Origin of the sequence: Flavobacterium hibisci (assembly GCF_020026925.1) — a bacterium.
GTDB lineage: Bacteria > Bacteroidota > Bacteroidia > Flavobacteriales > Flavobacteriaceae > Flavobacterium > Flavobacterium hibisci.
The window spans coordinates 187,433-212,688 of sequence record NZ_JAIQDW010000003.1 but is presented as its reverse complement, the minus strand read 5'-3'; the positions used below and the strand labels follow the sequence as shown (position 1 = coordinate 212,688).

Annotated in this window: 17 protein-coding genes and 1 pseudogene; 7 read left to right on the top strand and 11 right to left on the bottom strand. The window is 35.0% G+C overall.

What is annotated here, in order from left to right:
• Positions 1 to 30: 30 nt before the first annotated feature.
• Positions 31 to 5,712, bottom strand: a complete 5,682-nt coding sequence (locus K8B81_RS04890) for an alpha-2-macroglobulin family protein (RefSeq protein ID WP_223679411.1) — start codon at positions 5,710 to 5,712, stop codon at positions 31 to 33.
• Positions 5,713 to 6,005: 293 nt separating this feature from the next.
• The gene (locus tag K8B81_RS04885) at positions 6,006 to 6,449 is read right to left on the bottom strand and encodes a nucleoside deaminase (RefSeq protein WP_223679409.1); all 444 of its coding nucleotides are present in this window, start codon (positions 6,447 to 6,449) and stop codon (positions 6,006 to 6,008) included.
• A 62-nt stretch (positions 6,450 to 6,511) separates the two neighbouring features.
• On the opposite strand from K8B81_RS04885, the gene K8B81_RS04880 reads away from it, so the two are divergent.
• From K8B81_RS04880 to K8B81_RS04865, 4 genes are read left to right on the top strand one after another with little or no spacing between them, the layout of a single operon-like run.
• Entirely contained in the window at positions 6,512 to 7,327 is an 816-nt protein-coding gene (locus K8B81_RS04880) for an energy transducer TonB (protein WP_223679407.1), read from the top strand.
• A gap of 2 nt (positions 7,328 to 7,329) precedes the next feature.
• The gene (locus tag K8B81_RS04875; protein ID WP_223679405.1) at positions 7,330 to 8,040 is read left to right on the top strand and encodes a hypothetical protein; all 711 of its coding nucleotides are present in this window, start codon (positions 7,330 to 7,332) and stop codon (positions 8,038 to 8,040) included.
• Between the two features lie 54 nt (positions 8,041 to 8,094).
• Complete coding sequence (locus K8B81_RS04870; protein ID WP_223679403.1) at positions 8,095 to 9,876, top strand: 1-deoxy-D-xylulose-5-phosphate synthase; 1,782 nt, start codon at positions 8,095 to 8,097, stop codon at positions 9,874 to 9,876.
• Between the two features lie 45 nt (positions 9,877 to 9,921).
• Positions 9,922 to 10,923, top strand: coding sequence for a DUF3078 domain-containing protein (locus K8B81_RS04865; protein WP_025571115.1), 1,002 nt, complete (start codon positions 9,922 to 9,924; stop codon positions 10,921 to 10,923).
• A 5-nt stretch (positions 10,924 to 10,928) separates the two neighbouring features.
• On the opposite strand, the gene K8B81_RS04860 is transcribed toward K8B81_RS04865, so the two are convergent.
• Both K8B81_RS04860 and K8B81_RS04855 read right to left on the bottom strand, forming a co-directional pair.
• Positions 10,929 to 12,275, bottom strand: coding sequence for a deoxyguanosinetriphosphate triphosphohydrolase (locus K8B81_RS04860; protein WP_223679395.1), 1,347 nt, complete (start codon positions 12,273 to 12,275; stop codon positions 10,929 to 10,931).
• An 81-nt stretch (positions 12,276 to 12,356) separates the two neighbouring features.
• Entirely contained in the window at positions 12,357 to 12,572 is a 216-nt protein-coding gene (locus K8B81_RS04855; protein WP_223679393.1) for an Lrp/AsnC ligand binding domain-containing protein, read from the bottom strand.
• Positions 12,573 to 12,594: 22 nt separating this feature from the next.
• Between K8B81_RS04855 and K8B81_RS04850 the strand changes: the two are divergent.
• The 3 genes and pseudogenes from K8B81_RS04850 to K8B81_RS04840 all read left to right on the top strand — a co-directional run.
• Positions 12,595 to 12,777 (top strand): annotated as a pseudogene (locus tag K8B81_RS04850) (hypothetical protein); the annotation flags it as partial.
• Between the two features lie 339 nt (positions 12,778 to 13,116).
• Entirely contained in the window at positions 13,117 to 14,013 is an 897-nt protein-coding gene (gene gldA / locus K8B81_RS04845) for a gliding motility-associated ABC transporter ATP-binding subunit GldA (protein WP_223679385.1), read from the top strand.
• Positions 14,014 to 14,270: 257 nt separating this feature from the next.
• Positions 14,271 to 16,715: a TonB-dependent receptor gene (locus tag K8B81_RS04840; RefSeq protein ID WP_223679383.1), complete on the top strand. Its 2,445-nt coding sequence runs from the start codon at positions 14,271 to 14,273 to the stop codon at positions 16,713 to 16,715.
• Between the two features lie 127 nt (positions 16,716 to 16,842).
• Here the strand turns inward: K8B81_RS04840 and K8B81_RS04835 are convergent, their stop codons facing one another.
• The 7 genes from K8B81_RS04835 to K8B81_RS04805 form a co-directional block, all read right to left on the bottom strand.
• Positions 16,843 to 17,688, bottom strand: coding sequence for an alpha/beta hydrolase (locus K8B81_RS04835; RefSeq protein ID WP_223679381.1), 846 nt, complete (start codon positions 17,686 to 17,688; stop codon positions 16,843 to 16,845).
• Between the two features lie 81 nt (positions 17,689 to 17,769).
• Positions 17,770 to 18,570: a PepSY-associated TM helix domain-containing protein gene (locus K8B81_RS04830; RefSeq protein ID WP_223679703.1), complete on the bottom strand. Its 801-nt coding sequence runs from the start codon at positions 18,568 to 18,570 to the stop codon at positions 17,770 to 17,772.
• Positions 18,549 to 18,896 (bottom strand): PepSY domain-containing protein, encoded by a 348-nt coding sequence (locus K8B81_RS04825; RefSeq protein WP_223679701.1) that lies wholly within the window; start codon positions 18,894 to 18,896, stop codon positions 18,549 to 18,551. Before K8B81_RS04825 ends, K8B81_RS04830 begins: the two co-directional genes overlap by 22 nt.
• 171 nt (positions 18,897 to 19,067) lie before the next feature.
• Entirely contained in the window at positions 19,068 to 20,294 is a 1,227-nt protein-coding gene (locus K8B81_RS04820) for a DUF4374 domain-containing protein (protein ID WP_223679379.1), read from the bottom strand.
• 80 nt (positions 20,295 to 20,374) lie between these two features.
• The gene (locus K8B81_RS04815) at positions 20,375 to 22,729 is read right to left on the bottom strand and encodes a TonB-dependent receptor (RefSeq protein WP_223679377.1); all 2,355 of its coding nucleotides are present in this window, start codon (positions 22,727 to 22,729) and stop codon (positions 20,375 to 20,377) included.
• A 294-nt stretch (positions 22,730 to 23,023) separates the two neighbouring features.
• Positions 23,024 to 24,424, bottom strand: a complete 1,401-nt coding sequence (locus tag K8B81_RS04810; protein WP_223679375.1) for a pyridoxal phosphate-dependent decarboxylase family protein — start codon at positions 24,422 to 24,424, stop codon at positions 23,024 to 23,026.
• An 81-nt stretch (positions 24,425 to 24,505) separates the two neighbouring features.
• A complete protein-coding gene (locus K8B81_RS04805; RefSeq protein WP_223679373.1) occupies positions 24,506 to 25,159 on the bottom strand; it encodes a class I SAM-dependent methyltransferase in 654 nt (217 codons plus the stop codon).
• Positions 25,160 to 25,256: the final 97 nt, after the last annotated feature.

Sequence of the window (25,256 nt, the reverse complement as noted above, 5' to 3'; positions counted from 1 at the left end):
GTTTTTGAAACCTGTTAGGATAGGCTAAACTTACTTCACAACCTCAACCCAGAAACCTTTTGTTCTGGCCAGGAATGTATTATCGTACATGGCTTCGCATTGTAATCCTGGCAGGTAATAGTTTCCTAAATACGATGCATTTAGCAGAATACGGAAAACTTTCGTTTCTCTCGCTTTCATTCCGAAATAGAAATTAGTTCTGTCATCGCGAATATCAATATAATCTGCAATGTTATTTACCGCATCGCCATAATCGGTGAAACGAGTATTTACAATTTCGAATCCTGAAGGCAGAATTTGCGACAACGCCACATTTTGAACACTTTCACCTCTTTGGTTTTTAATGGTAACCTCAGCAACAAATTCCGTTCCTTGAGCAATTCTCGAAACATCAATAGTACTTCCTTTTCTGTTTTTGAAAACAATCGAAGCCGTTACATCAGTTTGAACCGCATTTTCTTGCCCGATTGGTAATATTCCTGTATTCAATACCCGAACATAAACTGTATTCGCTTTATTGTTTTTCAGCGTAATACTATTTCCGCCTGAAGTAACAAACAAACTACGATCTGCAACTGATTTACCAGTGTTTATGGTTTCTCCTTTTCCGTTTTTACTAAACTGGATATTGATTCCTTTTGAACCATTACTGACCGCAAATTTTGACATTGCATACAAACAATAAGCCGTTGTCTGCGTACTCATCCATTGATTAGCCGACATTTCTTTCGCCAGTTTTGCTGCTGTTGTAAATGCCTTTTGCTTCTGTCCTAAAAGAATCATCGTCTCAAGAGCCATTGCCCTGTTTCTTTCGCTTGAGCCATAATAGTAATAGCTGTAACCATCTGAACTACCGTCAATGCTCGTTTTCAGGAACAAACTTTGTCCAGCCGATTTTTGACCTGCCAAAACATAAGCCGCAGCCAAACGAAGCATACTTTCATTCGAAATTCCTTTGGTTTCTCTCAACCTGTTCATCGCTGATAAGTCGGCATTTCCCGCTAAAGCCAAAGTATATAAACGATACGCCTGAGCCAAATCATTTCCGTATTTCGGTTCAAAACGCCATTGTTTTGCTTCGCGTTGCTGATAACCCAGCCATTTAGATTTGAAGTTTATCGGTAATACATATCCTTTTTTCTCTGCTTCAATTAAGAAATGTCCAGCGTACGAAGTTCCCCAATCGTCTGCAATTGCATTTCCTTGCCAATACGGCATTCCACCATTTGATAGTTGGAAATTCCCCAATCTTGCAATTCCAGCCGCAATATTTTTCTGAATCAGATCTTTGCGTTTCGCATCGATATCAGCGACATCTCCCAAATACAATTGTGGAAAAACTGATGATGTCGTTTGCTCCACACATCCATGAGGATACTGAATCAGGAATTGCAATCTTCCGTTGAGATTCATCGATGGCATTGACGAAACTTCTAGTCTTGCTTTGTTACTTCCAGCAATTCCAAATGTTTTCCATGAAATTGTTTTTGAGCTATTTGGCGTTAAAACAACATCAGTAAATGTACTCGTAACCGGATTCGGGTTCGTCATATCGATTTCAACATCATAAACCGATTTCTCACTTCCAGATGTTGCGATTACCTGAACTTTTGCAATTCCAGTCGCAGATCCTACAACCAGATTAAAATAAGCCATTTTTTCATCCGGCTGTTTGAAGTTCAGTCTTTGAACCGTACTTCCAACAACTCTCAATCCGTTGCTGGTTTTTACCTGAACCGAAACATTTTTGATTTTGTTTTCAGTTGCAAATACCGTTACCGGAAGCGTTACTTTTTCCGATGGTGAAATTTTTCTTGGCAGTGAAGCCAACACCATCAGCGGACTCTTAACAGGCGTTGCTTTTTCAACACTTCCGTAAGCGCTTGTATTCGCATCTCCCGCCACAACCATTGTTCGGACTGAACCAATATATTTAGGCAATTTTAATTGATGCGATTTCGTTTCTCCTTTTCCTAATTTAAATGGTCCGTAGTACAATACAACTGGTTTAAAACGATTGGCTTTTTTAGCTTTTCCACCGCCTAAATCCTGATCTCCACCAATACTAAAAATCTGATTTATTTTTCCACCATAAGCTCCGATTACATCATCATAAATATCCCAGGTTTTTACTCCTAAAGCTTCCCGAACGTAAAAACTATCCCAGGCATTTGGTGTTTTAAAACGGGTTAAATCTAAAAGTCCTTCATCGACAACGGCAATGGTATAGGTCATTTCTTTACCTGATTTTTCGCCTACTTTAACCGTAAAATCTTGTTCGGGTTTCAGAACATCAGGCATTGAAAGTGTTGGTGCCAAAATAGTGTTTTTATCTACTACTTCAATCGGAACAATTCCGTACATACGAATTGGCGAATCGTTTTTAGTTGAAGCATGCGGCTGCAACAACGTAATATTGAAATACACATTTGGTGCCATTGCTCCTGTAATTGGAACTTCAACTTTGGTTTCTCCTTTTTTAGTTTCTGCCCAGATAGTCTGCACTACCCTTGATCCGTTTTCGATTGAAATTAAAGCACGTCCACCTTCACTTGAAGGGAAAGAAATTTGTGCTTTTTCTCCAACGGCATAGTTTTTCTTATCGGTAGAAAAAACCAGCATATTGGCTGTTGAAGCGTCTCTGTTTCTTGTTTTCCCCGACCAGATTGGCCAGTCTATATTTACAGTTAGAGAAGCCGCATGACCGTCTTCCTGATCTTCCACACGAATTAAATAACGTCCCCATTCTTCATCTGTCAAAGCAAACTGAAAACTTCCTCTTCCGCTGGAATCGGTATTTATTATAGTGGATTTATAAGATGTTGTAGCATTTGAAGAGTTATAATTCGATAAATTATCACTTGAAGAATCCCACCACCATCTCCATTCGACTTTATAGATTCTTACTTCCAGATTACGAACCGATTTTGGCCTTCCGTTTTCATCAACCGTTACCACTTCAAAACGATTATTGGTTCTGGTTTCCAGCATTCCATATTTATTAGGTTCCGGCGATTTGATTCCGACATACGTTTTATAAGGCGAATAAGTTGTTGACATTACATCAGTACTAAAATCTCCTCCTTCTTCATACACTTTTGTAATGAAGGAGGCACGAAGCATTCCAGGTGCCTGACCTTGTAATCTTGGCTGGATATTAACCGAAGCTTTTCCACTTCCATTTAATTTTCCTGAGAATACATTGATTTCTTCTGTACTGAATTGACGTGCTAAATCATCAAAAGTATATTTTTCATAACCTTTGAAAGTAGTCGCTTGCTGAGAAAATTTTGCCTGCATTTCTACATTCAAATTCTTCGCAATGGCCCCGTGCAGCCAGGTTACTTCCAGATTATCTGTATTTGGATAGGATGAAGAAAGTGTTTTTCTTGAGAATGTATTTTTGATTTTTAAACGATTTGGTTTAATCGTTTCTATCTTGATGCTCTTATAGAATTTTGCTCCTCCAACGCTTACCATTGCTTCCCAGTTACCTGTTGGTGCATCTTGATTCGTAGGAACTACAAACGCATAATGATTCAGTTCATTCGTTTTTTGAACGATCTGATAAACGGTTTTTCCGTTCGGATCGTTTAATCTGAATTTAATTGGATGCGATTTTGGCAATTTATTCGCTGCATCATTCAAAATAAATGACAAATACAAATTATCCCCTGGACGCCACACGCCTCTTTCTCCGTAAATAAATCCTTTTAAACCTTTTTGCAAAGTCTCTCCCCCAACATCAAAATTACTTACAGACAACGAAAGTCCGTCATCCAGCTTCACATAAGTCGATTGATCTCCTAAAGTAACAATGGCGAAATATGCGAATTTATCGAGTTGAAAAGATGCAATCCCATCACTATCTGTACTTCCACTAGTAATTTTCTGCTGTTGAAAATTATACAAATCCACTTTTGCATTCGAAACCGGTTCTGTCGTTACAATATTATTTACTGCAAATAAATACGATTTATTTTCGCCTCTCTTTGCAATTACACCTAAATCTGTCGCGAGAATATTGGTTGCAATTTTAGCATTATAATAATACGAACCAGAACACGGATCCTGGCTTTCTCTCCAGTCATAATCATCATAGTAATAATCGTCGTAGGAGTTACCGCTATAGTTTACATCATTTTCATCAACCTCTTCTTCCTCTTCCTGATTTGAATCTTCGTCTGAACTATCACATTTGTATAACGAATATTTTCTTTTATATTCAAACTCCACTCTGTAAATTGCACCCGGTTCCGGTTTTATAATTTTAGACAAGTCCAGGGCATATGTATTCCATTTGGTTAAATTTACAAGCGTACTTTCTTTTAAGTTGAGTGTTGTTTTGGCGATCGGTTGTGCCACCTTCTTGAGATTCTGAGCTCCGTTTAATTCATTATACTGAAGAAACTGCAGAATATTATTTTTATAAATTTTATAAACCTTTACATCAACCGCACTAAGATTTACAGCCTCAAAATTCAATTTTAAATTATTTGAACTTGGCAGAATCGTTCCGTTTTTAATAAAGCGGACATTTGGTTTTATCTGATCAAAAGAAATTTTCTCTGAGTAATTTGCTTCCAGTTTTTTACCATACTGGCTTTCAATTCCCTGAAAAACCTCTAACAATAATTCCCCTGTAATAACTTGTTGGGGTTCTTCATCCGGGACATATTCAACAGCTTCTTCTACAACAGCGGCAGCTGAATCAACTGCAACTGATGCTGAATCTACTACAACAGCAGCCGAATCCACAGCAGAAGCAACTGGTTCTTCTACAGCTACTACTACCGGCTCTTCCTTTTTAGGGGCATTTTGATTTGTAAAATAAACTTTCAGTAAATTTCCCTGAGTCGAAAACTTCAGATTATTAGTATTTTGAATCGAAACCAATCCTGCAAAATCCTGTCCTTTTTCTAAAGGTTCGGAAAAATTGATTACAACCGACTGATTATTACCATCAGGAACTTCAACCTTTATAACTTTAAACTCATTAATACCTGTAATCGGAAAATCGATTTGTCCTTTCTGATCGATATCAAAATCATCACCGTCATACAGAATCTCCAAATTTGTAGCTTCAGAATAGCGCTGAATACTGTCTATGATAAAATGAAACTCTTTGCCCGAAGCCGGATTTCTATCAAACTTAATTTTAAGATCATTTCCTTTCTGTTTGGCTTCAACTAGTTTTTTCGCCGTTTCCAGATCAATATTGTCAGCCGTTTTTAAAACACAGTTTAAGTATTGATATTCTTTGCTATAGGACTGGATATCTGCCGTATTTATAGTAAAATCCTGTTTAACAGTCTTAACTGTAAAGTTGAATTTTGAAAGTTCTTCTTCTTTCTCTTTCGGAATTGCCGTCAGCTTATCTAAATTTAAAGTGACCTGATATTCTGTTCCCGGTTTTAGTTTTTTCTCCGGGATAAAAGCTAAAGTATTGGTAGAAAGCGCGACCACTTTTCCACTTACATTTGGTGAAATATCAAACAAATCGTCATCCAGTTCTTGATTCGGCTTCCAGTCGTTTTTATCGAATGCCAAAACCACACGAATATCAGAATCTGCAGAAACAATTCCGCCGGTAAAACTGACTATATAGTCTTTAAATAGTGAAAAATCGGAATTAAAATCTGCAGCTGATTTTCTTCCGCAGGATTGAAAAATAAAAAATACAGAGAGTACGAGAAATAATCCTTTTTTCACTTGATTTAGAGTTAATGGGTTAGAAAACTATAAAATTAACAGAATTTACTATTAATTGCATAACAGTAAAAAGTAATTTAAATTATGTTAAAAGTAAAATATTTTTAGAAGAAATTTCCGTCCGACAATTATTTAACTTTTGTTGAAGTTTATAAGTGCTATATGAGTAATCAGGAGCTGTTTCCAGCTTTACGCTATATTCCCGATAACAAAAACTACGGCCAATAAAGCCTTGTTTTTCTAAAGCGGGAGATGCCGCTCACATCTGGGCTAGGGATCAGGTTTCCATAAGATTATTTACGTCTTTCCACAAAAAAACGTTTCATTAAATCGGCAGCTTCATTCGCCATAACACCAGAAACGACAGTGGTTTTGGGATGCAGTTTTGTTCCCATATTCATAAATCCGCGTTGTTCATCACGTGCCCCAAAAACAATTTTCGAAATCTGGCTCCAGTACAACGCTCCGGCACACATCTGACAAGGCTCTAAAGTAACATATAGCGTGCAATCCTTTAAATACTTCCCTCCCAGAAAATTTGCCGCTGCGGTTATCGACTGCATTTCAGCATGAGCTGTAACATCATTTAGCAATTCCGTTAAATTATGACTGCTTGCAATCACTTTATCGGCTACAACAATAACTGCCCCTACAGGAATTTCACCTTTATTAAAAGCCATTTCAGCTTCCTGTAAAGCTTTTTTCATAAAATATTCGTCGGTAAAAGGATTTATCATGAAACAAAAATACATTTTTAGTTAGTAATTTTTATTACATTTATTTTTTGAAATTCTAATTTATGGATAAACAGTACAAAATCTCAATTCCGGAAGCCTGCCATGAAAACTGGAACAAAATGTCTCCAAAAGACAACGGAAGATTTTGTTTGAGCTGCTCTAAAACGGTTATTGATTTCACTTCTATGCTTCACGAAGAAATTCAGCATTATTTCATTCAAAATCAAAACGAAAAAATTTGTGGCAGATTTAAAAAATCGCAATTAGATTCTATTACTATTCAAATTCCGAATCGGGTTTTATATTCTCAAACAAATTATCATAAAATATTTTTACTGGCTTTGTTTATTGCTATGGGAACAACTTTATTTAGCTGCGCCGATAAAGACGGAAACAAACAGAAAATTAATAAAATCGAAGTTGTTGACAATACTGAACAAAATCAGGACGAACAAGCTGTTTCCTCCTGTTACGGACATGAAATAGAATCTAAAAAGCCTAAAAAAATAAAACACGACAAAGCGGCAATTACAATGGGATTAATAATCCCTCCTAATAGTAGTCAGGCCGGAAATTTTAAGTATCATATTATCTATAATCAAACTGATTTAGATGTTGTACCTGTTCCTGAAAAAGGGATGAAAGAATTCTATAAATTTTTCAATAAAAATTATACCGCTTCAGCAAAAGGCAAAATTACGGTGTTATTTGTCGTAGAAGAAGATGGCAGTCTGAGTAATTTTAATATAGTCAAAAATACGCCAGCAGAAATAGGAGAAGAAGCTATCCGAATCTTAAAAATGAGTCCAAAATGGATTCCGGGAAAACGAAAAAATAAAAGTGTCCGATCCACTTATACATTATCAATTTCACTTTAAATATGCAGAAATATTGCTTTAAAATATTTTTACTCGCTTCGTTTTTTATCATAGGAACAACGCTGTTTAGCTGTGCGGATAAAAATGAAAATAAGAACCAAAATAACGAAATTGAAGCTGTTGATACAGAAAAGGATGAAATCAACAATTTAGAACAGATTCCTGACACCTCTCAGCTATCAAAAGAAGATAGCCTGAAACTTCCTGAAAAAAACATTGAAATTAATAAGGAAGTAGTTATTCCTTCTAAAACAACTTCTCACAAAAACAATCCCAATCATTCCGTTGCATTACCAGCAAATGAAAGTCTTGCAAAATCGGTAAAAATCAAAGAAAACAAAAATCTTCAGCCTGAGAAAATAAACAATGATAAAAATAGCTCTGCAAAGGTGAAGACTAAAGCTATTCCTGCCACAGAAACCCCATCTCAAATAAATGCTGAATTTCCCGGTGGAATAGAACAGTTTCATAATTTTTTTATGAAAGAATATAAAAAACCTGAAAGTGCAAGTTATTGGAAAATCAACATTAATCTCGCTTTTGCTGTAGAAAAAAACGGTACACTTTCATTTCTTGAATGTTCACCGGCAGTTGAAGAACTTGTAGAAAAAGAAATAATCAGAGTTCTCAACTTATGCCCTAAATGGAAACCAGGAGAATTCAACGGAAAAAAAATCAAACTCCAATATTCCGTTCCACTTTTTTTGAAATAAGACTCATCCAAAAAAATTAAATTTAAAACCGTAAATTTGCTTTTTATCCTTACAATGAAAAGCAATTTACTTTCAGGTATCTATAATCCAGCCGATTTACGCCTCTTACAAGAAGAGCAGCTTGTACAAGTTGCTCAGGAATTACGTCAATTTATTATTGAGGTGGTTTCAGTAAAAGAAGGACATCTAGGCGCGAGTTTAGGAGTGGTTGAACTGACAATTGCATTGCATTACGTTTTTAACACTCCCGAAGATTTATTAGTTTGGGATGTTGGTCATCAGGCTTACGGGCATAAAATATTGACGGAAAGAAGAGAAAATTTTCATACCAACAGACAACTTGGCGGGGTTTCTGGATTTCCAAAAAGAGACGAAAGTATTTATGATGCTTTTGGTGTTGGACACTCCTCGACTTCAATTTCTGCAGTCCTTGGGATGGCGATTGCATCTAAATTAAAAGGAGATTTTGACAAAGAGCACATTGCTGTTATTGGTGATGCGTCAATTGCAAGCGGAATGGCATTTGAAGGGTTAAACCACGCCGGAGTTACAGATGCTAATATTCTGGTTATTCTGAACGATAATGCAATCGGAATCGATCCAAGTGTCGGAGCTTTAAAAAAATATTTAACAGCGGTTAAAAACGGAAAAAACCCAAAACAGAATAACATCATCAAATCTTTAAATTTTGATTATTCCGGGCCAATTGACGGGCATGATCTTCCGTCATTAATCAAAGAATTAAATCGTTTAAAAAAGATAAAAGGCCCAAAGTTCCTTCATATTGTTACTACAAAAGGAAAAGGACTGCAGCAGGCTGAAGAAAATCAGGTAAAATATCATGCACCTGGAAAATTTGATGCCTCAACCGGAGAAATTCATTTAAAATCTGAAGAAAATCTGCCTCCTAAATATCAGGATGTTTTTGGCTTAACAATTTTAGATTTAGCCAAAAAGAACGAAAAAATTATCGGAATCACTCCTGCAATGCCGTCTGGAAGTTCTTTAAAATTTATGATGGATGAAATTCCCGAACGTGCTTTTGACGTGGGAATTGCCGAACAGCATGCTGTGACACTTGCAGCCGGAATGGCAACACAAGGCATGATGGTGTATTGCAACATTTATTCTACTTTTCTGCAACGTGCTTATGATCAGGTGATTCATGACGTTGCCTTACAAAATTTACCGGTTATTTTTTGTTTAGACAGAGCCGGTCTGGTTGGCGAAGACGGCGCAACGCATCATGGCGTTTTTGATATTGCTTATTTGAGAGCGATCCCAAATATGATTATTTATGCGCCAATTAATGAAATTGCCCTCCAAAATATTCTATATACTGCCCAGTTGGGATTAGATCATCCAATAGCAATTCGATATCCGCGTGGACGTGGTGTTTTACCAAATTGGAAAACAGAAAATTTCGGGCATTACAATACAGTCCCGATTGGAAAAGCAAATTGTTTAAAAGCCGGAACAAAAACAGCTGTTTTATCTACAGGTGCAATTGGAAATAATGTAATCGCTGCCTTAAAAGAATTAGACAATCCTGAAACCATAGCCCATTACGATTTCCCATTTATAAAACCTTTGGACAATGATTTGTTAGACAAAATATTAGCTTCTTTTGATGATATCATTACCATTGAAGACGGAACAAAAATTGGTGGTTTTGGAAGTGCGGTTTTAGAATATGCAACAGCAAATAATTTTGTAAAGAAAATAGAAATTTTGGGTATTCCGGATATTTTCATCGAACATGGCACAGTAATTGAGCAACAACATTTTTGCAAAATTGACGTTAAAAGTCTTGTAAATCTTTTTAAAAACTTATAAAATAAGTATTTTGCACAGCCGAAAAGAAATCAAAAGTTAAACCTAATGAAATTACTCCGCTCTACCCTTTTTTTATTCATTATTTTATTATTTACAGCTAACAGTTTTTCTCAAATTATCAGAACAACATTAGATCCTGGGCAAATAGCTCCACCTCCTTCTAACTGGGCTAAAAAAAACAAACTTGGTTTTGATATTTCAGAAATTGCGTTTGTTAACTGGAGTGCAGGGGGAACCAGTTCTGTTTCAGGACTTTTTAAGGGCGAGTTTACCAGAACCTACAATAAAGACAATCATAAATGGTTTAATGAACTTATTGTAAAATACGGAATGAATAAACAAGATGGTACCGAACTAAGAAAAACGGATGATGCTATCCAGTTTAACTCCACTTATGGTTTTAGAAAAGATACTATCTCTAATTGGTTTTATTCTGCAAAATTCAATTTCAATACTCAGTTTACCAACGGTTACCGATATCCAAACAGGGATGTAGCAATCTCTAAACCTTTTGCTCCCGCTTATATCTTTCTGGGAGCCGGAGCAGAAAATTCAGATAAGAAAAAGAACAGAACCTTTTATTTCTCTCCAATCACGTTAAAAACCACTTTAGTATTAGATCAGGATTTAGCAGATCAGGGAGCTTTTGGTGTTAAAAAAGCGGTTTATGCTACCGACCCTCTTGACCCTAATAACCAAATTTTAATTGAAGAAGGCCAGAAAGTAAAAGCTGAGTTCGGTATCTTATTTACAGGTTACATGAAAAGCGAGATTTACAAAAATGTTTTTTACGAAAACAGACTGACTTTATATACTGATTATTTAAACCGCTTTGGAAATGTTGATATCGATTATGATACTCGTTTAGATCTTGTGGTTAATGCTTATGTAAAAGCTAATATTGGTGTTCATCTCGTTTATGACGACGATATTAAAACTAAAAAAGATGTTGTTGACCCTGTCTCAGGTTCAAAATCACAAATTGATGATGGACCAAGAATGCAATTAAGACAAGTTCTGGGTGTTGGCCTTGTATATGCTTTTTAAATGGATTAACTTTTTTTTCTGCCGTTAATCATTTCATATAGTTCTAACGCATTTCCATCCGTTAAAAGGGAAACGTAGTGACAAATATGAAGCAGACGCTCATATAAATTACCTTTTTCCAAATGATGTTTTTCAGGAAGCATCTTCAGGATTAATTTATCGTAATTTGAAGCAGTTCCTTCATATTTGTTATTAAAAGCGGTGATAAATTTATCCAGCAAAGTCTGGATTATTTGATAGCCTACAATTTCTTTTTCAATTACTTCACGGCTTTGGTAGATTTTATCGATACTTAGTTTGATAATATCATTCATCTGTGCCTTATATTTGCTTTTATCTGTTAAGGCAAAAGGGAAATTTCCGGCCAGGATTTCTTCTTCGTTTTCAATAAAAACTTCTACAGCATCATTAATCAAAGCTCCAATCGCCAAAGCACGAAGATAACTGATTCGGTCTTCTTTTGTTTCTAATAAATTGTATTTATCAACACCAATATTATCTTTTACCAGTTTGATGAGGTATTCTAAAGCATAATCTTCAGAAACCAAACCTAAATTTATGCCATCTTCAAAATCAATTATAGTATAACAGATATCGTCTGCCGCTTCAACCAGATAGGCAAGAGGATGTCTTTCAAAGCCAATATCCCCCTCTTCTTTGTTCGAAATCAAACCCATATCTTCAGCAACTTCCTGAAAGAATAACTTATCCGCCTGAAAGAAACCGTATTTTTTATCCGCAATATTATTAGTCGGTTTTTTAGGAAGGCTTTCTTTTGGATATTTCATGAAAGCGCCAAGAGTTGCGTACGAAATCCTAAGCCCGCCTTCTATTCCCGGACGGCTTCCGGTTAGCACCGAAAACCCATTGGCATTTCCCTCAAAATCAATCAGGTCCTGCCACTGTTTTGCAGTAAGTTTATCTTTGTATTTTAATCCTTTTCCACTCGAGAAATATTCTCCAATAGCTTTTTCACCAGAATGTCCAAATGGCGGATTTCCTATATCATGTGCCAGTGAAGCCGCAGCTACAATTGCCCCGAAATCATTCATATGATAACCGTGAACTTCTTTTAAATAAGGGTACTTCTCTATAATCTTTTTACCAACCAGGCGTCCTAATGAACGTCCTACAACTGAAACTTCCAGACTATGCGTCAATCTGGTATGCACAAAATCTGTTTTAGAAAGCGGAATCACCTGTGTTTTATCCTGCAAAGACCGAAACGCAGCCGAAAAGATGATTCGGTCATAATCGACCTCAAAACCTAACCGCGTATCATCTTGTTCTATACGTAATCTTTTGCTTGTGTCACCTTGTTTTTTAAGAGATAAAAGTTGTTCCCAGTTCATTTTTATACTTTGATTGTAAGTTTCTGATTTAGATTCAAGCTCAAAAATACATTTTATTTTACGATTTTATAATGATTAAAACTAAAGTGCCGTACTATGTTTGATTTCTCCCATTACGAAAATACTATTTGTGTTTCCGATATTTTCAATCGTCGATAATTTATTCATCACAAAATACTGATAACTCGCCATATCTTTTACTAAGATTTTGAGCATAAAATCATAATCGCCTGCAATATTATAACATTCTATAATTTCAGAAAGTGCCACAATATCTTTCACAAAATTGCTTCCCACATTTTTCGCATGTTCTTTAAAAAGCGAAGAAATGGTGAAATTGCTAGAGAAAGCTTCAGCGGTAATTCCCGTAGATCAGTTATGGGTTAATCCGGATTGTGGTTTGAAAACACCCCATTGGGATGAAACCAAAAAAGCCTTAATCGAAATGGTTTCTGCCGCTCAGGAAATGAGAGCTGAAATCGGATATCCTGTAAGCTTATAATGCCTTTTAAATAATTTCTTGTTTTTTATTGTCAACAGGTGAAGTCGGTCTCTTGTAGTTATGATTCGTTCCGGCTTCACTTTGTTGGCATTTTTTTGAAGCAGAGACATCTTCATTAGCACAAAACCTGTCCCGCTATTCACTATATCTTTTCCCGGCTAAAGGAGCCAGAAAAAGGATGCCGTTTCTATCGGGGCTAAATCACAGGCTTTCGTTTTCATTATTGTTTTCTGTTTTTTAAGGCCAACCTTTTAAATTTTCAATTTAATTAAGTTCAATACAGAACAAAATTTAGCAACCGATACTATTTCTGTTTATTTTTGCAGTAAATAAAAAGTCATGTCGATAGAAGTAAACAACATATCAAAAAGTTACGGAACTCAAAAAGCATTAGATGCTATTTCATTCTCGATTCAAAAAGGGGAAATAGTTGGATTTCTTGGTCCAAATGGCGCCGGAAAATCTACTTTAATGAAGATTTTGACCACTTATTTACTTGCAGATGATGGCTCAGCTTTAGTAAATGGCCAGGATGTTTTGGCAAATACAAAAGAGGTTCAGCGTTCTATTGGCTATTTACCAGAACATAATCCTCTATATTTAGATTTATATGTTCGTGAATATTTGGCTTTTAATGCCGATGTTTATAAAGTGAATAAATCCAGAATCGAAGAAGTAATTCAACTCACAGGACTATCACCGGAGAGCCATAAAAAAATCAGTCAGTTATCAAAAGGATACCGCCAGCGTGTAGGACTTGCCAATGCCCTATTACACAATCCTGATGTATTGATTCTGGACGAACCTACTACAGGTTTAGATCCGAATCAATTGATTGAAATTAGAAATGTAATCAAAAATGTAGGCAAGGATAAAACCGTATTTTTGTCAACTCACATCATGCAGGAAGTAGAGGCGATTTGTGACCGCGTGATCATTATTGACAAAGGAAAAATTGTAGCGGATAAAAAACTGGACAATTTAATCTCGGCAGATAAAGAACAGGTAATCGAAGTTGAATTTGATTATAAAATTGAAGAACAGTTAATTGCTGCAATCCCGCATTTAAAATCATACGCTAACATACATGATTGTTTGTGGGAATTAACGTTTCTGGCTGATAAAGACATGCGACCGGCTGTTTTTGATTTTGCACACGATAACGGATTAAAAACATTACAGCTTAATCAGAAAAATAAAAACCTGGAAGCTGTGTTTAGGGAGATTACCAAATAAGTTCCTGTTTTCAGATAAATAAAAAAACACGTTTTAAATTAAAAACGAGTTTTTTTATTTCATCAATGATTTGAGATAAGCCTTAAATGTTTATTATATAGCCAATCTAAAAACATATTTTATTAAAACCATTACAACTTAAAAGAAATACAGATATGCATCTATGTAAGTAGATTTTTCTTTACAAAAACATGGTTTTTTATTTTTATTTAGTCTAAATTATTTTATTTTTGCGGTCTAAAATTTAAATAACCGCCATGAAGTTTACTTATTTAGTAGTATTGTTAGCCTTTTTCAATATGGGGCAGGCACAAAATGCAAAAATTACAGGAAAAATAATTTCCGATAATGATGAAGCTGTTTCGTATGCTTCTATTTCCATTAAAAGCTTAAAAAAAAATACCGTTTCTGATGATAACGGAAATTTCGAAATTTCGAATCTTGTACCAGGATTTTATACTGTTTCTTTTTCCGCAATGGGGTTTTCTGCTTTGGAAAAAACAATTGAACTGCATGAAAATGAAAATGCAGAAGTTTCTATAATTTTACAAAAAAACATCAATACGCTCCAGGCAGTAGAAATTACAGGTCGAAAAGAGAAGTCCTATAAAAACACCAAATCTTTTATTGGAGCCAAAACAGAAATTGCTCTAAAAGATTTACCTCAGGCAGTTTCTTATGCCACAAAAGAGTTAATCGCAGATCAGGGTACCATTCGCGTAGGCGAGGTTGTAAAAAACTTCAGCGGGGTAAGTCAGTTTACTTTTTATGATGATATCTCCATTAGAGGATTTCGTATCAATGGAGGAAGTAATACGCAATTATTAAACGGAATGCGAACCTCGACAGGTTTTTGGAAACAGCCGCTTGCCAATTACTTAGAACGTGTTGAAGTTTTAAAAGGTCCGTCTTCGGCTTTGTTTGGAAATGCATCACCTGGAGGAGTTTTAAATCGTGTTACCAAAAAACCTTTAGATCAGGCGGCCAACAGCGTCAGTTTTTCTACAGGCAGTTTTAATACATTAAGAGCTCTGGCTGATTTTACTGGTCCGCTCACTGAAGATAAGTCTCTTTTATACCGTCTGAATCTGGGGTATGAGAACGCCAATTCATTTAGAGATTTACAATTTGATAAAAATATCGTGTTAGCCCCGTCTTTATCTTTTTTGCCTAATGATAAAACGAGCGTCAATTTTGATTTGATTTATACCTCATCAAAAAGTATTCTTGATCGAGGACAGTCTACCTATGAAGATAATTTGTATTCGACAAAGATTTCCAACTCTTTGAATTCGACAAATGATTATTTAAATGAGGAAACCTACATTGTAACCACTTCCCTAAACCACCAATTTACAGATCGTTTGTCTTTTTCAGCTTCCTATATACGTACAGGCTATAACGAAGATCTGCTGGAACACCGCGGTGCTAATAAATATGCTTCTGCAGGTGATGGAAGCACAATTTCAACGGCAATTGAAATGCAGGTTTTTCAACGCAAGCGTAAACGTTATATCGATAATCTTTCTGCTTTTTTAAAATATCAGGTTAAAACCGGAATTTTCGATCATAATCTGATTGCCGGTTACGACTATGCACAGGAAAATGTTCCCCCGGGTGGTTCTCAATTACAGGCATCCGGATACCGAAATGCTGCCAACACAGGATTTATCGCAACATATAATCCGAATAACAAAAGCGCTTATTTATTAGATTCTAAAGGAAATCCAGTACCAAACGTAGCGCATTTTGACTTGACAAATCCATCAGCATCTCAGCAACTAAAAGACATGAGCAAATATTTTTATACGGTTCGGGCGTATGATCCTACGTATTACTCTTTGTATGGGGTATATTTTCAGGATCATGTAAAATTTGGGGCTTTTCAGGCATTACTAGGAATTCGATATGATGAGTATACCGATAAAGAGAATTATAAAAAAGATACTGAGAAAAAAGTAAAGCAGCATTCATTTTTACCGCGTTTTGGTTTAACCTATACGCTTAATCAAAATATTAATCTTTATGGGACTTATGTAAAAGGATATAACCCCCAATTGGCTTCCTCATTATCAAATCCAAATGCAGGAGGTCCTTTTGATCCTTTAGAAAGTAATATGATTGAATTTGGAGGAAAATCTTCCTGGTTCAGGGAAAGACTTTTCGTAACGGTAGCCTTGTTTAAAATTCAGCAGAAAAATACCTTGTATCCGGCGAATGATACCACAAATCCAGATTTAATGCGAGCTGTTGGAGAAGAAGAATCTAAAGGTATTGAGATTGATGTAAACGGAAGTATAACAAGAAACTGGAGCATCTCGGCGGCCTATTCTTATAATGAAGCGTATATAACAGAAAGTCCGGAAGCAACCGAAATTGGAAGACAAAAACCTAATACACCCGTTCAGCAGGGCAATATCTGGACGCGTTACAATTTTACTGATGGTGCACTTAAAGATTTTGGAATCGCAATGGGATCTAACTTTGTAACAACCCGAAATTTAAGTCAGACCATAACACAAACAATTCCAGGCTATACGTTATTTAATGCTGCTTTGTATTATAATATTAATAAGTTTAAAATACAGTTGAATGCCAATAATATAACTAATAAAACCTACTGGGTTGGCGGTTATGACTATATTCGTCTGTTCCCCGGGGCACCATCAAATTGGCTCTTGACACTTGGGTATTCATTTTAAATTTTAATATCCTAACCAAAATAGTAAAAATGTATCTGAATAATTAGCCTGGAGTAATATCCGGGCTAATTGTTTTATTTCTACCCGATGGTGAATGACTGTAACTTCCAAATCAAATTCAAAATCCTTATTTCAAAAAATAATTATTATCCTCAAACCAGTCTGTTAATCGCTGTGACCAGGTTTTCAGTGAGTTTGTTTTAGCTCTTTTGCCCATATTAAAAGCATGCCCGCCTTTAGAGTATAAATGCATTTCTACCGGAACATTCGCTTTTCGGTATCCGTTGAGCAATTCCACTATTGGTCCTGAACAGCAGGAATCATCATTTGCCGCTACTAAAAAAGCTGGTGGCGCATCAGCCTTAATTTCTTTCGGAACAAACAATGGTCCCGGATACACTAATATTTGAAAATTGGGCTGTGCGTCTAATTTGTCTATTGCATCTGAAGTGTTTTTCACAACATTATTAGATTTATAGGCAATCAGCGCAACCACTTCACCGCCTGCAGAAAATCCCATCGCACCAATTCGGTTGACATCAATTTTATATTCAGCTGCTTTGCTTCTTATGAGTCTCATCGCTCTTTCAGCATCCTGCTTAATATGAGTTTCTAATTTGTATGGAGAATCTTTTGTTCTGGCTAAACGATATTTCAGGACAAAAGCTGTAATTCCTATACTGTTTAAAAACGCAGCAGCATCTTTCCCTTCCGAATTAAAAACCAGGTTTTCATGCCCGCCTCCGGGACAAATAAGTATTGCCAATCCATTTGGCTTCTCTGGAAAATAAGCTGTTATGGATGGATTATGAATATTTCTCACCCACCAGTCCTGAGCTTGTTCGGGTTCATCTTTACGATTTTCAAAACCGGGAGCACCATTTTTCCAAAGCGGAATTTTAACTCCTTCCTGTTGTGAAAACAATATATTAGCAAACATTAGAATAAATAAACAACTATATATCTTTATCATTATCTGCTTAATTTAAAATTAGTGCTAAATATAAGAAAAATCAATATAATCTGTTTGGTACAAAATCATCATATCCTGATTTTAAGACTTAATTGTTTTAATTTTTCTTTTCCCCCACTTTCTATTGTACCAAATAATAAATCCGGTAACAGGTAAAGTGGCACCAATAAGTGCAGCAAAAAAAGCAAGTATTTTTCCCGGAAACCCTAAAATGGATCCAATATGTATATCGTAATTCATTTTTCTTAATTTACCTCCAAAGCCCAGCTCTTTATATTTTTTACTGTCAAAGGCTTTATCTGTAATTCGTTTTGAAGTGTGCTGATCAAAATAGTAGAAATTCGCATTATAAAACTGCCCTTTATTAGGGTAAGCCATCATATAAATAGCCGCTTTAGCATTTGTTGTATCGGGGAATCTATAATAAAAACCCTCTGATTTTGGATTATCTGCGATTACCTTTTTCCAGGAAGCATCCATTGCTTGTTTTAAAGTATAATGTTTTCCTTGTTGCAAAGAGTCCGACTCTTTTTCTTTCCATTCCGTAAGAGTTTCTCCTCCGGAAGTAGTGTAATATAATCCCTTACTGTACCATTCTATTCCCCAAACCATTCCGGTAAGTGCAATAGCAAGTAAAAACAAAAGCGAATAAAACCCAAATACGTTATGTAAATCGATGTTGATACGCTTCCAATTGGCAGTCCATTTGATTTTAAAACTTTTGTCACGTGTTGTTTTATTCCATTTTTTTGGATACCACCAAACCAATCCGGTAATCAATAAAACAACAAAAACCATTGTTGCATAATTCACTATTGGTCTTCCTATTTTCCATGGAAGCCATAAAAAACGATGTCCTTTTAATACCCAGTCAAAAAAGATAAATTCGTCTTTGTAATGTGTTTCAACATCAACAATTTTACCATTATAAGGATTCCGTTTAATGTGTATCGCTCCTTATCTTCCCACTCCCCAATTCCTACATCAACAGTTCTTCCTTCTTTGAAAATAGCCGATTCAATCTTTTTACCAGGGAATCTTTTAGCTGCTATTTCCAGTATTTTTGACGGAATTACAACTTCCTTTTGTTCTGGTTTTATATTGCTTTTAGAATCTATCAATCCCGTAATTTCCTCATTAAATACCCAAATGCAGGCAGTAAGACAAACAACAAATACAATTGCGCCGGATATAAGCCCAAGCCACAGATGCAGCCAGTTATTAATTTTACGAAAACGTGATTTAGATTTAGTAATAGGCTTAACAGTTTTTTTTGGGTTTTGGTCATGATTTCAAATTATTAAATCATTAGTATAAAAAAACCATATAATCAAGGCTTTAGCAGCAATGATTATATGGCTCAAAAAAAATAAGTTTTTTTATTGTGGAGTTAATTTAGTAATTGCCGAGATATCTGTTCCTCCTCCGGTTACTTTTGCTCCTGCAATTGCAACACCAGACGCAATATTAATTTTATAAACACGAACTTCGTCATTAGTTACAAAAGCTTTGTAAGCGTTTCCGTCTTCAACAAATAAACTACCAATTCCAAAATAACTGTCACCTGCATGAAGAGGTAATCCTGTTACTGGAGTTATAGTTTTAGATGGCAAATCAATAATTGCTGATTTAAATTTGTATGAAGAATGGTTTAAGAATCCCCAATCTACTGTATCATCAGCTGTAGGAACATAAACAATATATGCTTTTTCTCCACCTAAAGGATAAGCAGCCACTACTTTACCATTTAATGAACTAGCCTGAACGTCAAAGAAATAATTAGCATCAAATTCTGTCTGACCTTTATTAATACGAAGTATTCCAGAAGTTTCACCTTCTGCAACTTTGTATCCAGAAGCCATAGCATTTGAAGAGAAAGTATAAACATTTCCAGACTCTGTACGGATAATTCCAGTATTTGTGTAATACATCCCTACTGCGGTAGTACGAGTATCTGCAATTCTTTTTACAAAGTTTAATGAAGGATAGTCATAAACTCTTATGTACGCATTTTTTTGATCAATATCCCAGTTATCACTAGCATCTCTGTCAAATACAGAAACAAATATTTTGTCTCCAACTACAGTTACACCTGTTGGAAAATCAAAACGTCCTGTAGTGGTAGCAAAGTTGTTAAATTTACGACCTGTAATAGCCTGCTTTACCGGATCATAAATAATCAACTCATTATCTGTTGAACTTCCTTCCCAGGAAGCACCAACAATTAATAATTTATTATCATCTGTCACTCCGTATGCAAATTGTGATTCAATAAATACACGGTTTCCAGGAACTAACTGACTGGCTGAATTTAAATAAAAAGGAGCTGCTCCTTCTACTTCGGTATCACAAGCAAACATAGTATTTGCGATAGGAATATAAGAACCTCCTTGTTCAATACCTTTTCCTGTCATATCAATTGTTCCGCTCATTATTTGATCTAATGAATCAAAACTCCACATGTAATTACTGTTCCATGTCGCAGTTTGATAGCCCAAAACATATTTACTTCCTTCTGTTGTGCTTTCTGAAGAATCATCACTACTGCAAGAAAATAAAGCAGCAGACATTAGCGTAATTGCCAATAAACTTTTAATTGTTTTCATTTTATTTGATTTTAATTAATTATATCTGTCGTAAAACAGAATTAAATATTTAGTTTATAATCTTATTCTTAGAGTAAAAATTACATAAAGAAGTATCTTAACTTCATAGTAAATGATCTTCCTGGTTTTTGCACGTTATAATAATCATACAATTTAACATCTGTCAGGTCATGACATTCTAAAGCGATATTGTAACGTCCTCCTTTAAGCGTATAAGCTAATGATGCTGAATAGTAAAGCTGCTCAGGTATTTCCTTTTTATTCTGGCTACCTAAAGTAGGAGGATTTAAATAATAACTTGCTCCGTAAGTTGTCGATAAATTGAAGGTTAGAAAATCATCTGTAAATTTTAGCTTTTTAAAATGAAAGCCCAGATTTCCGTTACCATAAAAAATTGGTTCATTCGGAACTTGTGTTTTATATAAATAATTCACCTGATTTGTTCCCGGTAAAAGACTATCGTCCATGTTCAATTTCTTTTGATAAGTGGCATTAGCATCAAAAGTGAACCATTCTTTGTAGCCGTAATGAACTACTCCATCTACACCGGTAACTTGTACATTTTTAAAGTTTCTGCTTTTACTTTTTGTAGCGTCATTTGGGTCAATTCCCGGTTGTATAAAATTATTTCCCTGACGATAGATAAAACTTGTTTCTAAACCTAAAGAATGTACTCCAAACGTTTTTTTATAAGCGAAACCAAGATTAACATTATCACTAACCTCTCTTTGAAGCTCTGGATTTGGATTTACTCTGTATCCTCCATCTCCTAATAATTCAAGGGCCGAGGGGAGTCTGTAAGCATGTTCGTATGATGCTTTTACCTGAAATTCCTCTGGAATAATAAAATAAGCTGCTGCTGTTCCATAACCAATATCATTAAACATTGGTTTTGTAATATTCCCGTTTTGGTCTTTAATTTCACCTTTCATATCAAACATTTTGGTAAATGCTGTAAAGGAGAACCTCTTTTCTAAGGCAGATAAATTATAAGAAAGACCTAAAACATTTTTGTTTATAAATGGTTCACTTGGAGTGTCTTTAGTACTGTATTCATTATCTTCTTTACGCTTGTAGTATAACAGAGTATAATTAAAAGCCAAAGCATTATTCTCATTTAAATCATATCGAAGATTTGCATTGCTTTGAAGCGATTTAATGTCAAACACCATAAGAGTTTTTACTGTATTTATCTCTCCGCCACTTTCATAACTTTTAATTGAATAATTTCCAGACCAGTCATATCGTGCTGATGAAGTATCCACTACTCTGTCCTGAGAAATATTATAGGATGCAGCCAAACTTGCTGTCAATCCTTTGGTAAATAAATCACTCTTTTTATATTTTAATGAAGGAACAAAGTTTTTACTGTCTGTAAAAGCATCTCCAACAACTCTCAGCATTGTAGTTCCTTGTTGAATTTCTTTTTCATTTGCACTGACAGTTGCTCCAAATAATAAATAATCTGCATATTTTTTATCTTTCACACCTACTTCTGCCATAACAGATGCCTGTTTATAGCCGTCATGAAAATGTTCAAGTTTTTGCTCAGGTCCATAAACACCGGAAAATGAATCTGGAATACGGGCTGTAACTTTAAAATTATTATCAGAATAATTTCCAAAGGCTAAAATATTTGCTATTACACCTTTTTTACTTGTCAATCTCGTATTGATAGATAATTTGTGTGTATTAAAAGAGCCAAAACTATACGAAGCATCTACAAATCTATTGATACTTCTGTTTGTAACAATATTTACTGCTCCTCCTAGTGCATCCCCTCCTAACTCAATTGGCACAACTCCTTTATATACATCAATTCGTTCGGCCATTGTTACAGGAATATTATTTAAGGTAAAAGAAGAACCATAATTATCCATCGGGATTCCGTCCAGAAAAAATTTAATCTGTTCACCTGAAAAACCATTTACAGAAAATTTAAACTCAGATCCCATTCCACCAGATTCACGTACACGCACACCAGTAGTTGTATTTAAAACCTGATTTAAATCTGCTGATGTATTATATAATTGTTTTAAATCAACTGTAGAAATATTAAAAGGCTGCTCTTTAACACGTTGCACTTTAGTTTTTCCTTTAACCTGAACTTCTTCAAGAGCCGCCATATCTTCTTCGATTGTGATATTTGGTGCCGTTTGATTTGACTGAAGGTTAATTTTTGTTTGTTTCGATTTGTAACCTATATAACTTACTGAAAGTGTATAATTACCGGGAATTGCATTAATTTCATACTTTCCTTCTTCATTTGTTAATGCCGAATATGCTGTTTCTTTTAATGCTACAGAAACGCCTTCAAGGGGTTTTCCATTGTTCCCGAGTACAATACCACTTAAAATTACTTTACTGTTTTGCGAAAATCCTTGTTGTGAGGTAAACAAAATTAATAGCAATACTAATATTCTATTTATTTGCATTATTTAGATTTAGTTTAAATTAAATTTGAGACAAAATTAACATCGCAGTCAAGGTTGTGCAAATTATTTTTAATTATTCTAAATAAAAAATAAAAACAGCTTTAAAATTATCATATTTGTATTTTATTTACAAAAAACAGAGATTTAACTTAAAAAAAATAAAAAACCTAAATAATCAAAAATAAAAGCAATAATAAAAGAAAACTATTTTTAATATTAAACTTACAAATTAATCAAAAAAAATCCTGTCTCTATTTGGAACAGGATGATTAAAAAACCGAAAATTAGTTTTTTTTATGAAGAGAAAACTGAATTCATTAAGTTGACAACTGCTACAACATCCTCTTTATTCGTACGCCAATTTACAAACGAAGCCCTGATTCCTTTTATGTCTTGATATACAGTAGGTGTCATAAATACTTTTCCGGTATCATTGAGGTTTGTCAAAAACTGAGATACTTTTTCCTGATTGTCCTCTCCTTTTAGAGTAAAACAAACATTATTTAGATGTATTGGAGCCAGAAGTTTAAAATTTCCTTCATTCGAAAGAGCATTTCCAAAATCCAAAGCCAGTGAAACACTATTTTCAACTATATCCTGAAAACCTTCTTTTCCATACGCCAATAATGAAAACCAAACCGGTAAGGCTCTCAAACGTCTTGAATTTTCCGGCAACACATTCAGGTAATTAAAATTTTCTAATGGATTCCCTAAATACGGTGCATTAGAGTTCTGAAAAGTTTCAATCTGTAAAGCTGTATGCTGCTCTTTTATCAAATAAAAGGCGCTTTCGTAAGGCACATTCAGCCATTTATGGCAATCAATTGTAATACTGTCTGCGCCTTCCCAGCCTTTTACCAAATGTTTGTATTTATCCGATACAGCTGCAAAACCTCCAAAAGCAGCATCAATATGCCACCAGAAATCATATTTTTCTTTTAGTTTTGAAATAGCTTCAAAATCATCAAAATCGGCAGTATTTACTGTTGCTGCACTTGAAATCAAAATAAAAGGTTTCCCGTTTAGGGATTTAATATTTTTCTTCAGATCTACTATATCAATTGCTTCGCGATTTCCTTCAATAGTTTTAATCGCAGTATAATTTTGACTTCCAATTCCTAACATCGATAATGCTTTTATGGAAGAAGAATGTGGCGTAGCAGAAAAAATATTTAGGTTTTCTGAAATTCCGTTTTTGGCAAAATCCTTCCCAAATTGTATTCCAAACCATTGCCTCGCAACTCCTAAGCAGGTAAAATTGGACATCGTCGCACCTGTTACAAATCCGCCCAAAAATGATTTTGGCAACTCTAATAATTGCAAAAGCAGATTTATTGTTTCAAATTCTATCAATGCCGATACGCCGCCCTGCGCTTTTACAGCTTGTGTGTTTTGATCGTAAATTGAAGTCAGCCAGTCACCAACAATCGATGCAGGTGTTGAACCGCCGGTTACAAAACCCCAATATCTTGGCCCGGAAGAAGCAACCATTAAAGGTGCCAGTCTTGCATTAAATTCTTCTAAAGCTGCCAGCGATCCTAAACCTAATTCGTTTAATTCTCTGCTGTGATCGATTGATTTTTTGTTAGAAGTTGGAATATTTCCAAGATTATTCAAAAAGTCGATTCCCTGCTTTTTTGTTTTTTCTAAAATGTTTTCAAAATTATTTAAATCGTGTTGAAGTACTGAATTCACTATATAAAATTTAAAAAGTTTGACGTATTAAAACGGTAATAAAACAGAATGAATTATTACCATTATTGGAGCTGAAAAAAATTACTTCTCTAAAACAATCGTAGTAAAAGCCCGGTCAACAAGCTCTCCTGTTTTGCTTTTTACTTTTTCGGTCTGGCTTTCAGTGTAAACAACTCTAAAAACTGTTTTTTCAATTAGTTTAAGTGCTTTTTCTGTACTATAAAGCTCAAATTCAAATTGCGTAAACGGAAGCGTTTTCATAAAACTTTCCTCAGCAAATGTCAGGCAGAAATTTCCATTTGGCTTTAAAACCCTGTAGATTTCTAAAAGCAGTTTTTGAGGATCCTGCCAAAAATAAATAGTATTTACTGTGAAAATTTTATCGAAAGATGCTGCGTCAAACGGAATGATATTTCCGTCATAAACCGAAAAGAAAGCTTGTTTTTGAGAAACAAAATTTCTATTGATCTGGCGTGCTTCCTGAAACATTAACTCAGACATTTCGAGTCCGTAATATTTTAGATTTTCCGCTTGTTCAAAAAGAAATTCAACATGGCCTGCGTTTCCGTGGCCTAATTCAAGAATACTATTTCCTGATGAAATATTGAGATTCTGAATTGAATGGCGCGTCATGTTGATGTTGGTTTCATGCATCATGTTCGCAATCTCAATTCCTTTTTCTCCTGTTGGATGTTTTAATTGGGATGCTATTGCCTGTAGTTCTTCATTTTTCATGATAATAAGGTTTAAATTCCAATTTAAAAAATTCCAAATTCCAATTTTATGTCAGTCATTACGAGGGACGAAGCAACCAAAGCTACAAAATCTTCAA